At 66.4% G+C, this 10,479-nt stretch carries 9 protein-coding genes; 5 read left to right on the top strand and 4 right to left on the bottom strand.

Annotated elements, in window-relative coordinates:
* Positions 1 to 3: 3 nt before the first annotated feature.
* A complete protein-coding gene (locus DK847_RS16950; RefSeq protein ID WP_111199729.1) occupies positions 4 to 750 on the bottom strand; it encodes a glycosyltransferase family protein in 747 nt (248 codons plus the stop codon).
* A 231-nt stretch (positions 751 to 981) separates the two neighbouring features.
* Between DK847_RS16950 and DK847_RS16945 the strand changes: the two genes are divergently transcribed.
* Positions 982 to 2,697 carry an ABC transporter ATP-binding protein gene (locus DK847_RS16945; protein ID WP_111199728.1) on the top strand — a complete coding sequence of 572 codons (1,716 nt, stop codon included), beginning with the start codon at positions 982 to 984 and terminating at the stop codon, positions 2,695 to 2,697.
* On the opposite strand, the gene DK847_RS16940 is transcribed toward DK847_RS16945, so the two are convergent.
* The 3 genes from DK847_RS16940 to DK847_RS16930 form a co-directional block, all read right to left on the bottom strand.
* Positions 2,694 to 3,611, bottom strand: a complete 918-nt coding sequence (locus tag DK847_RS16940) for a sulfotransferase domain-containing protein (protein WP_111199727.1) — start codon at positions 3,609 to 3,611, stop codon at positions 2,694 to 2,696. The genes DK847_RS16945 and DK847_RS16940 overlap by 4 nt on opposite strands.
* Before the next feature lie 74 nt (positions 3,612 to 3,685).
* Complete coding sequence (locus DK847_RS16935; RefSeq protein WP_111199726.1) at positions 3,686 to 5,014, bottom strand: sugar-transfer associated ATP-grasp domain-containing protein; 1,329 nt, start codon at positions 5,012 to 5,014, stop codon at positions 3,686 to 3,688.
* A gap of 36 nt (positions 5,015 to 5,050) precedes the next feature.
* Positions 5,051 to 6,151, bottom strand: a complete 1,101-nt coding sequence (locus tag DK847_RS16930) for a mitochondrial fission ELM1 family protein (protein ID WP_161957342.1) — start codon at positions 6,149 to 6,151, stop codon at positions 5,051 to 5,053.
* 103 nt (positions 6,152 to 6,254) lie between these two features.
* On the opposite strand from DK847_RS16930, the gene DK847_RS16925 reads away from it, so the two are divergent.
* Genes DK847_RS16925 through DK847_RS16910 form a run of 4 tightly spaced genes read left to right on the top strand, consistent with a single transcriptional unit; the run spans position 6,255 to position 10,364 of the window.
* Positions 6,255 to 7,187, top strand: a complete 933-nt coding sequence (locus DK847_RS16925; RefSeq protein WP_204508374.1) for a hypothetical protein — start codon at positions 6,255 to 6,257, stop codon at positions 7,185 to 7,187.
* A 50-nt stretch (positions 7,188 to 7,237) separates the two neighbouring features.
* Positions 7,238 to 8,368 carry a glycosyltransferase family 4 protein gene (locus DK847_RS16920; RefSeq protein WP_245414656.1) on the top strand — a complete coding sequence of 377 codons (1,131 nt, stop codon included), beginning with the start codon at positions 7,238 to 7,240 and terminating at the stop codon, positions 8,366 to 8,368.
* Positions 8,358 to 9,368, top strand: coding sequence for an ELM1/GtrOC1 family putative glycosyltransferase (locus DK847_RS16915; protein ID WP_161957341.1), 1,011 nt, complete (start codon positions 8,358 to 8,360; stop codon positions 9,366 to 9,368). The genes DK847_RS16920 and DK847_RS16915 overlap by 11 nt, the downstream gene beginning before the upstream one ends.
* A 15-nt stretch (positions 9,369 to 9,383) precedes the next feature.
* Positions 9,384 to 10,364, top strand: a complete 981-nt coding sequence (locus DK847_RS16910) for an aldo/keto reductase (protein ID WP_111199721.1) — start codon at positions 9,384 to 9,386, stop codon at positions 10,362 to 10,364.
* Positions 10,365 to 10,479: the final 115 nt, after the last annotated feature.

Here is a 10,479-nt window from a genome sequence, read left to right as displayed (position 1 = left end):
CTCTCACATGAAGAAGGCGCGGATCATGAGCACCAGGTTGCCGGGATAGCAGCGGCCGGTGCGGATGGTGCGCCAGAAGCGGTAGAGGGCGGAATCCGCCGACTTGTACCAGGGCAGGTGCAGCAGGCGGGCCTCCGATTCATTCTTCGAGCGGAACAGGATGCCGCGCAGCGTGCGCACGTTGTACTCGGTGGGAATGGCGATGACGCCGATCTCCGGCATCTCCCACATCAGGCGGCGCAGGATGGGCTGGTCGAACTTGGCGTTTTCGCTCTTGTAGCCTTCCGACCAGCGGGCCAGGAATGTCTGCATCCGGTCACTCAGGCGATAATAGAGCACGCCGCCGTTGAAGCCGGTGAAGCCGGGATCGACCTTGGGATCGGTGAGGCGCGCGGTGGCGGAGGAGACCGGATGCCGATTCTCGACGTGGCAGCCGGCAAGGTCATAGCGGTCGAGCAGGCCGAAGGGCTCGGTGATCGAACCGATGACGCGCGTATCGGCATCGAGATAGAGCGTATCGCGGAACGGCGACCTGGCCAGGTAGTCGAGCTTGGAGCGGCGGTGCGGGTCCTTGACCTCGAACCACATGTCGATCGCCGGGTCCTTCGAGGGCACGTCGCTGAACAGGGCAATCGGCAGGTCCGGGTGCTGCTTCTTGGCGCTGCGGGCCGAACGCTCCGCGTCACGCACATAGGGCGCGCCCGAAGCAATGTAGATGATGCCCCTTCCGGCCTGCTGTGCAGCGACCAATGCTGAACTCCCCAAGGGCGCCGACGGCGCTGCAACCCGCGCCGGAACCAGCCTGCCGGGGCAGTTAGGACTTGCATTTCCCGGGGGCTGAGCTAACGACCGTGGCGCTTCTTGAACGATAAAACCAGCCGTTTGCGGGGCTTATAGGGGCGGCGTGCCGCAATTGCAAGCCGTGAGCGGCGGGGCTAAGTCTCCCCCGGACGGCCTGGGGACACTCTCGGCACGAGGACAATGCGCAAGGTCTTTCACATCTTCTTCAACGCCGAGGGCACAAGGCCCTTCCTGGTGCTGTTTGCGCTGCTGGTGGCAGCGCTCTGCGAGGCCATCGGCATTTCCGCCCTGCTGCCGGCGGTGGCGATCGTCGCCGACCAGCCCGGCGGCGCGGCCAGCGGCAGCCATTCGGGGCTGAGCCAGAGGGTTGTCACCGCGCTGGAATGGGTGGGCATCGACCCGACGCTGGGCAACCTGGTGCTGATCATCGGCGTGGCGCTGGTGCTGAAGGCGGTGGTCGGTTTCTTCGCGCTCACCTATGCGGCGAATTCCGCCGCGCGCGTCGGCGTGCGCATGCGCGAGCGGCTGCTGGACGCGCTGTTCGGCGCCAGCTGGCGCTTCTATTCGGAACAGCAGGCAGGAAGCTTTGCCAGCGCCATCAGTGCCGATGCAACCCGCGCGGCCGATGCCTACCTGATGGCGGCCAACTTCTGCGCCATGTCGGTGCAGGCGGTGATCTACGTGATCATCACGCTCTTCGTCGACTGGCGGCTGGCGCTGCTCGGCCTCACCGTCGGCATCGTGATGAGCCAGTCGATGGGCTTCCTGTTCCGCATGTCGAAGAGGGCGGGCCGCCGCCAGGTCGACTCGACGCGCGAACTCACCGTGAAGACGGTGGAACTGCTCGGCAACATCAAACCGCTCAAGACCATGCACCGCTACAACTCGTTCCGCACCTCGATCCGCAAGGCGATGCTGCGGCTCGAGAAGGCGCTGCGCCAGCGCGGCGTGGCCCAGCAGCTGACGGTGCAGGGCGGTGACGCGGTGATGGCCATTGCGCTGTGCCTGGTCATCTATGTCTCCTACACCTATTTCCACATCACCATCACGGCGCTGCTGGTGGGCGGCATCCTGTTCATGAAGGTGCTGGACAATTTCGGCAAGCTGCAGCGGCTGCTGCAGCAATCGGCCCAGACGCAGGCCTCCTACGACCGCGTGCAGCAGCTGATTGCGCTGACCGAGGCCAACCGCGAGGCGGCGCGCGGCACGCGTGAGCCGGACGCCACCGGCGACTGCCGTTTCGAGCACGTCAACTTCTCCTATGGCGGGCATGACGTGCTGCAGGACGTGAACATCGTGGTGCCGTCACGCCAGGTGACGGTGCTGAAGGGTCTTTCGGGCAGCGGCAAGACCACCCTCGTCGACCTGCTCATCGGGCTGCACCAGCCGAAGAGCGGGCGCATCACCCTGGCAGGCGTGGCGCTCGAGGACATCGACATCATCAAGCTGCGCCGACGCATCGGCTATGTGTCGCAGGAGTTGTCGCTGCTGCACGCACCGATCCGCGAGAACATCTGCCTCGGCGACGAGAGCCTGACGGAAGACGACATCGCGCATGCCGTGAAGCTCGCCGGCCTCGAGGACTTCATCGCCAGCCTTCCGCAGGGCCTCGACACCAGCGCCGGCGAAATGGGGGCGAGGCTGTCGGGCGGCCAGCGCCAGCGCATCGCGCTCGCCCGCGCCCTGGTGACCAGGCCCGACATCCTGATCCTCGACGAGGTGACGAGTGCGCTCGACCCGGCGACCGAGGCAGAGATCGTCGGCAACATCCGCAAGCTGGCACATGAGTTCACCATCATCGTCATCACCCACCGCGATGCCTGGGTGGAGGTGGCCGACCGCCTCTACGAGGTGCGGGGAGGCCGGGTGAACGAAGTGGGACGCGCCGCGGCCTAACCGTTGTAGCCGTAGACCGGGTTCAACGTGTCGCGCACCAGCCGGTCCAGCGCATCGGCCTGCTCGTCCGTCACATAGTCACGCCAGCCCCCGACCTTGCCGCGGCGGACCTTGAAGCTCGACGGGTCATCGGCATTGCCGGGCTTCATGCTGCGCTGGCCACCGGCCTTCTTGGCGTTCTCGGTTTCCATGCGGCGCATGTTATCGATTGAGGCAAAGGTGACGGCGTCTTCCAGGTCAGCATCCGTCGGCTGCTGGCCGAGGAACGTCACGATCCGGCCCAGCTCCTTCTTGGTGTCGGCGCGCAGGTCCTCGTAGCGCACCACCAGCAGCTTCTTCATGCGGGGCGCTGCATCGGCCCAGTCGTTCATGAAGCCGATGATCTTGGGCAGGCCCGCCTGGGCGCCGGCGATGAAGTCATGCACGCTGGTATCATCGGGCAACGGGTAATCATTGATCACCTTCTTGCGCGGTTCCATGCGGTGCTTCCACTGGAAGAACTGCGAGACCGCGGTATCGCGCGGGTCGCGCACCAGCAGCACGGTGGGGAGATCGCGGTAGATCTCCGCCTTGCGGTCATGGCCGAACCAGTCCTTCAGGTAATTGTCGTGGGTGAAGAACAGGACCGGCACACCGGGATGCCGGTCACGAAACTCGTTGAAGGCCGAAATGCCCTCGCTGGCATAGCCGTTCCGGTGGGCGAAATAGCGCCACAGCATGACCCTCACCCAGGTGCGGCCGCTCTTGCCGAAGGACACGATGGCGGCATCGGCCGCCTCCAGCTTCTTCTTCTCTTCGTAGCCCCGGAACCAGCGCTCGAAACGGATGCCGGTGTCCCGCGGGAGGACGGCCGTGCCACGGGAAATCAGCTGGCGCAGGCCGACGCGAAGGTCGAAGGCATTGGGCAGGGGCATCAAATACGGCTTTCAGCGGCAAAAGGGCCGGGCGGGCATAGCAAATCCCCCGCAGCACGGCAATGTGCCGGGCCTTAGCTGCGTTTGTCGACGTTGTGAGCCAGAAGATGGGCGATGCGGCTTTCACCCGCCGGGCCGCGCTCGGCGCGCTGGTGAATGTCGAGATCGGGCTTGCCATTGCCCTCGATGATCATGGCGCCGTCCGCCAGCATGGCCACGTCCCAGCCGACCACCACCCGCTCCGGGAAGGCCTCATGCGCCTTCACCGCCAGCGCCATGACTTCGGCCCAGTGCGGCAGGGTGCGGCCGGCGAAGCGGGCACCGCTGACGGGGTGCGTGTCGCGCCAGCCGACATCGGGCCTGATGCCGATGTCGGAGGCGATGCCGATCTGGCCGGTCTGCAGGTTCACCGCCGTCGCCAGACCACCCTGGTGGAAATTGTCGACCACCGAATTGCCGATGGCCATGCGGAAGGCGGCATTGGTGGCCTCCGCCCGGCCCTGCTCGTTGCGGCAGGTGAGAAGGCGCACGGTGGCCAGTGCGCCGTTCGAAATGTCGTCCAGCGCCGGATGATTGGCGAGGCGCGGCTGGACGAGGAAATCATCCTTCAGCGACTGGCGGGCGAGCTTCTCCATCAGCTGGTCGCGTGTCAGCACGTCGCCGTGGGCGTTGCGGTAGCGGCCCTCGCCGAGGAAGTCCCAGCGTTCCATGCGGTGGCCGCCCGAGCCCGAGCGCGGCTTCACGAAGAGATCGCCATCGGGAAGGACATCGCTGCCACCCTTCAGCGGCCGGCGCTCGCCCCTGGAGAAATGCATGAGCACGGGCACCGCCCTGACACCCTGTTCGTGGCAGTGCTCGGCGAACCAGATCTTGTCGTCCATGCCATCCGCCCCCGGCGGCGGCTGGAGCAGCGAATAGGCGGGGCCGATGGTCTCGTGCGCGGTGAGATAGAGCTGCGCGCGCTTCCTGCGCTCGGCGAGGTGCAGCTCGAACATGTAGAACCAGAAGGGGGCGATGGCGAAGCGCGCCGCCATGTCGACCTGCCCCATGACCTGCGCCAGGGGACTGACGCCGGACCGCTGGGCGATGGCGCGCGCATTGCGGCGGGCGAAGATGAAGACCGCGACCGGAAGGGCAATGGGCCAGGCGATGGCGGCGGCCACGGCCCTCACGGGACCCCACGGCAGCTGCCAGTAGCGCCAGGCATAATGGCGGTGGAGATATTCGGCGGGCGGCAAGGCCAGGGTGGGCTTGCCGCGGAAGGCCCGGCGCAGCGCCATGGGAAGCCCCGCCACCATGTAGGCGAAGCCTTCGCCCGCAACCAGCAGCGCCTTCCACGCTGCCCCTTTCAGCGTCGTCAGGCGATCGCCGAGGCTGAGGCTGTTATCTTGCGGGGCAGGCATCGAATCAGGGCTTTCCGGCACGTGAGGTGGGCCCGCTCATAGGCCAAAAAGCGCGCGGATGCGAGTGACGGACCGGGACAGCCCATCCTCCAGCGGCGCCGGCGCGGACGCAGGAGGTGGCTCGCCCAGCCAGCGGGCGTGGCCGGACCTGACCAGCTGGCGGTGCACCACGCGCAGGTCACGCGAAAAGCGCGGCGGTGCATGGTTGATCAGCAGGCGGAAGAATGTCGCCTCCAGCCTGCGGCCGCGCCGGCCGATCCGCGGCACATCGAGATCGGCGCGCATCGCATAGGGGCCCTCCTCGATGTCGAAGAGCAGCACGGGCTTTACGGTGCTGACGGCCTCCGCCATCATCGAGATCGAATCCGCTGTGACGATGATGCGGCTGGCAAGGCCGAGCATGGCGTGGAAGGGATTGTCCGCCGCATCGGGTTGCCAGCGGTGGAAGAAACAGGGCGCGGTGATGGCGGCCTGCAGCGCGTCTTCCGCGGCAGTGCCGGTGCGGGCGCTGGTGGTGACGAGCAGAGACCCGCCATCGGATGCTGCGAGCGCCGAGGCCTCACGCCCGAGGCGCGCCGCCGCCTGGGGGGTGAAGTGATAGGGCCCGCTGGACCCGCCCACCAGCACGGCGGTGACGGGGCGCGGCAGATGGGCGAGCTTTGGCGCCCAGCGTTCCGCCTCTGCGGCAAGGCGCTGCGGCGTCACGTCATGCACCGGCAGCAGGTTGTGCAGCACGTTGGGGGCCTGCGGCAGGCGATACTGCGGGGTGGTGATGACGAGATCGAAGCGGCGGAGATCCGACCACGGCGTGCCGACGAAGACGATGCGCAACTGCGGGTTCCGGGTGCGGAGCCAGAAGGCCACCGCCTCCGCCCCGCGGCCCGAGCAGATGACGAGATCGGGCCAGGGTGCCGTGAGCGGGCTCGAGGCGGCAAGATTCACGCCGGCCAGGGTGGGCAGGCTCAACAGGCGCAGCAGGCCCTCATGGCCCCGATAGGCGAGTTTCTTCGTCTCGACCGGCCAGCCCAGGCGACCGGCAATGGCGCGCAGCTGGGTGTTGTCGCCGGAATGCGGGCTTTGCAGGATCCAGGTTCTCGGCTGGCCGTTTTTCAGGCAGAAATTTCCCTGTTTCTGCAAAGACTTGGACCTTGTGACAGAGAGCCGCGCGCGGGCGGCCTTGGACGCATGGGTCAGTACATGATACAGGGGGCCGTTGTAAGCAATAGTTTCGGGGATTGTCATGGCTATGACCGGCAATGCTGGGGCCACCCGGCCTCACATCTTCATCCAGACGAACAACAAGCAGTCGATCGGCGCGATCGTGTCCGCCTATTCGATGAAGCGTTCGCCCCACGCCGACAAGTTCGACGTGACCATCATGCACAAGGAAGACTACCCCTGGTTCGCCAAGCGCGACGGCCAGACCTACAAGCGCCACGGGGTGGACCGCGTGTGGCACGAGAATGACCTGCAGACCTTTACCCTCACCCGCTTCCTGCCGCCGCAGCTGATGGGCTACCAGGGCCGCGCCCTCGTCGTCGACCCTGATGTCTTCGCGGTGCAGGACGTGTGGGAGCTGCTGACGCGCGACATGCAGGGCAAGGCCATCATGTGCCGCGGCTCCAAGTTCAAGAACGGCGCCTATGCCTCCTCCGTCATGCTGCTCGACTGCGCCAAGCTGAAGCACTGGGACGTGGAGAAGGGCTTCAACGAACTGTTCGAAGGCAAGCGCGACTACCACCAGTGGATCTCGCTCCTCATGGAAGACCCCAACACCATCGGCGTGTTCGAGAACGAGTGGAACGACTTCGACAAGCTGACGCCCGCAACGAAGATGATCCACAATACCCGCCGCCGCACCCAGCCGTGGAAGACCGGCCTGAAGGTCGACTACACGCCGACCGAATTCGTGCCGGTGATCGGCTGGATCATGCGCATGCGCCGCAAGATGTTCGGCGACCACGCCTTCCTCGGCCATTATGCCCGCCACCCGGACCCCAAGCAGGAACAGCTGTTCTATGGCCTGCTGAAGGGCGCCTACGAGGCCGGCATGGTGACCGACGCCCAGATCAAGGAAGCGATGGACAAGAACTACATCCGTCATGACTCGGTCGAGGTGATGAAGGCAGCCCCCAGCCTGCCGCCGCTCACCGAAATGAAGGCCGCAGCCTGAGCGCGGCGCACCAGTCGCATCCGTCAGAGCCACCCGCAGACGAGCTGCGGGTGGCTCTTTTCACGGGCAACTACAACTACATCAAGGACGGCGTGGCGCTGACGCTGAACCGCCTCGTGGCGTTCCTGGAAAGCCGCGGCGTGCCGGTACTGGTCTTCGCCCCCGTGGCGGAGACGCCCGCCTTCGAATCGGTGGGCGAGCTCGTCGCCGTGCCCTCCTTCGCCATTCCGACGCGCAAGGAATACCGCATTGCGACGGGGCTTCCGGCAGAGCAGCGCAGGCGGCTCGAGGCCTTCCGCCCCACGCTGTTCCATATCGCGGTGCCGGACATACTCGGCTACCAGGCGCTGAAGCTCGCCGAACTCTGGAATGTGCCTGCCGTCGCCTCCTACCACACGCGCTACGACACATATCTGCGATTCTATGGCCTTGGGCTTTTCGAAAAGCTGGGCCAGCGCTACATGCGGAACTTCTACAACCGCGTGCGCCGCGTCTATCCGCCCTCGGAGTCGATGGCGGAGATCATCCGCAGCGAGGGCCAGTCGAGCCACGTGGAGGTGTGGGCGCGCGGGGTTGACAGCGAGCTGTTCTCGCCGGCACGGCGCGACATGGCGTGGCGGCGCGCGCTGGGCATCGCCGATGACGAGGTGGCGGTCAGCTTCGCCGGGCGGCTGGTGAAGGAGAAGAACACGGCGATCTACATGGCCGTGATGAACCTGCTCACCGCGCGCGGGTTGAAGGTGAAGCCGCTGGTGATCGGCGACGGACCCGAGATGGCGGCGATGAAGGCGGGGCTGAAGAACGGCGTCTTCGCCGGCTTCCTGCATGGCGAGGCGCTTGCACGCGCCTATGCCTCCTCCGACATCTTCTTCTTTCCCTCCGAAAGCGAAACCTTCGGCAACGTGACGCTGGAAGCGATGGCGAGCGGTCTTCCCGCCGTCAACGCCATTGCCAGCGGCAGCAATTCGCTGGTGGTGGAGGGCGAGACGGGACACCTCGTCAGCGCGCGCGATGAAGCGGGGCTGGCCGACAGGCTCGCAGCCCTGGTGACGGACGAAGCCCTGCGCCGGCGCATGGGGGCAGCAGCGCGGGCTCGGGCGCTGACATTCAGCTGGGATGCCATCCTCTCCGGCCTGCTCGACAGCTACCGGGCCGTACTGCGCGAAGCTGATGGCCGCTGACCCGACGATCTGGATCCTCTCGCGCGGGCGGAAGGGCGACCTCGACCAGATGCTGGCCCTGGCGAGGGCCACGGGCTGGCCCTGCGAAATCAAGACACTGCGTTTCGCGGGGCCGGAGATCCCCGTGCTGTCGAAGCTCTTGCTGAAGGAGAAGATATCGCCGCCCTGGCCCGACCTCGTGCTCGTTGCCGAGGCCTCGCCCAGTGTGATCGCCCGCGAGATCAAGCGCCTGTCTCCCGCAACGCGCATCGTCTGCCTCGGCCGTCCGGCGGGAGCGCCGCGGAATTTCGACCTCGTTCTCACCACCGCGCAATATCGCATTCCGCCTGCTGACAATGTGGTGGAACTCGCCATGCCGCTGGCGGAGGTGACGGAGGCCACTGCCACCTCCGGCGGTGGTCCGATTGCGCTTGCCGTGGGCGGCCCCGCTTTTCCCGACCTGCTCGATGCCTCCGCTGCCGAGCGGCTCGCTACCGATGTGCTGGCCCATGCGGCAAACGCCGGCGCCACTCTTGACGTGGTGACCAGCCCGCGCACACCGCCGGAGGCGATTGCCGTGCTCGAGCGCCGCATCACCGCGCCGCACCGGCTGAGCATCTTCGGACGCGGCGCCAATCGCTACCGGGAGGCCCTGGCCGAGGCGTCGGCGATCATCGTGACCAGCGATTCCGTCTCCATGGTGGCGGATGCGCTGGCCACGCAGAAGCCCGTCTCCGTCTATCCCTTGCCGCAGGCCCTGAACGCCAAGTGGAAGCTCGGGAGCTGGCTCTATCGCCACGCCATCGAAACCCCGCGGCCGCTGACGGCAGCGCTGCGCTGGCTGTTCGATGCGGGTGTCATCGAAGTGGCACCTGACCGGCGCAAGCTATTCCAGCGCCTCGTCACCGAAGGCCGGCTCGGCTGGTTCGGCGAAGCCGTGCCGCCGCCGCAACCCGGTGCCGCGCAGCGCGACCTTGAAATTGCCGTCAAGGCGCTGCGTAATCTGATGTTCCAGCCCTGATCCAAGGAGTTTCCCATGCACACGCGCAACCTCGGCCAGCTCAGCGTTTCTGCCATGGGTCTTGGCTGCATGGGCATGTCGGACTTCTATGCCGGGCAGGACGATGACGAATCGATCGCCACCATCCACCGCGCCCTCGAGCTTGGCATCACCTTCCTCGACACCGCCGACATGTATGGCGTGGGCCGCAACGAGGAGCTCGTTGGCAGCGCCATCAGGGGCAAGCGCGACAGCTTCGTGATCGCCACCAAGTTCGGCAATGTGCGCGCGCCCGATGGCGCCTTCCTGGGCGTGAACGGCAAGCCCGACTATGTGAAGGCCTGCTGCGAGCAGAGCCTGAAGCGACTGGGCATCGAGGTGATCGACCTCTATTACCAGCACCGCGTGGACCCCAACACGCCGATCGAGGAGACGGTGGGGGCCATGGCCGATCTCGTGAAGGAGGGGAAGGTGCGCTACCTCGGCCTCTCCGAAGCATCACCCCGCACCATCGAGCGGGCGCACAGGGTGCACCCGATCACGGCACTCCAGACCGAATACTCGCTGTGGACGCGCGACGTGGAGGACGAGATCCTGCCCACGGTGCGCCGCCTCGGCATCGGCTTCGTGCCCTACAGCCCGCTCGGCCGCGGCTTCCTCACGGGCCGCTTCAAGGACCCCCAAAGCCTCGATGCCTCCGACTACCGCACCAGGACGCCGCGCTTCCAGGGCGAGAATTTCGAGCGCAACCTTGTCCTCCTCAAGGAAGTGGAGGCACTCGCCGCCGAGAAGGGCGCCACGCCGGGGCAGATCGCGCTGGCCTGGGTGATGGCGCAGGGTGACGACATCGTGCCGATCCCCGGCACCAAGCGCCGCCGCTACCTCGAGGAAAACGCCAGGGCGGAAGCGATCGTGCTGACGGTGAGCGACCTGCGCCGCCTGGCCGCCGCCTTCCCCAAGGGCGTCGCCGCGGGCGAGCGCTACATCCCAGCCTCCATGAAGGCGATCGACCGCTGAGGCGGCAAGACTTCGACTAAAGTTGCATTTTGGGAGCGGGCCCGCCTTCCTTTCGATAACTTACTGGCGAAAGACGGGAGCTGCTTGATTCATGTCAGGGTCCAGTCAAGGAACA

Origin of the sequence: Aestuariivirga litoralis, from assembly GCF_003234965.1 — a bacterium.
GTDB lineage: Bacteria > Pseudomonadota > Alphaproteobacteria > Rhizobiales > Aestuariivirgaceae > Aestuariivirga > Aestuariivirga litoralis.
Note: the sequence above shows the minus strand (reverse complement) of the source record. Positions and strands in the feature narration are given on the sequence as shown.

Bases quoted from the DNA above. Each gene is read 5' to 3' on its own strand.
- DK847_RS16940 (WP_111199727.1), bottom strand. From the start codon at position 3,611: ATGCCCCTGCCCAATGCCTTCGACCTTCGCGTCGGCCTGCGCCAGCTG.
- DK847_RS16935 (WP_111199726.1), bottom strand. From the start codon at position 5,014: ATGCCTGCCCCGCAAGATAACAGCCTCAGCCTCGGCGATCGCCTGACG.
- DK847_RS16945 (WP_111199728.1), top strand. From the start codon at position 982: ATGCGCAAGGTCTTTCACATCTTCTTCAACGCCGAGGGCACAAGGCCC.
- DK847_RS16910 (WP_111199721.1), top strand. From the start codon at position 9,384: ATGCACACGCGCAACCTCGGCCAGCTCAGCGTTTCTGCCATGGGTCTT.
- DK847_RS16925 (WP_204508374.1), top strand. From the start codon at position 6,255: ATGGCTATGACCGGCAATGCTGGGGCCACCCGGCCTCACATCTTCATC.
- DK847_RS16915 (WP_161957341.1), top strand. From the start codon at position 8,358: ATGGCCGCTGACCCGACGATCTGGATCCTCTCGCGCGGGCGGAAGGGC.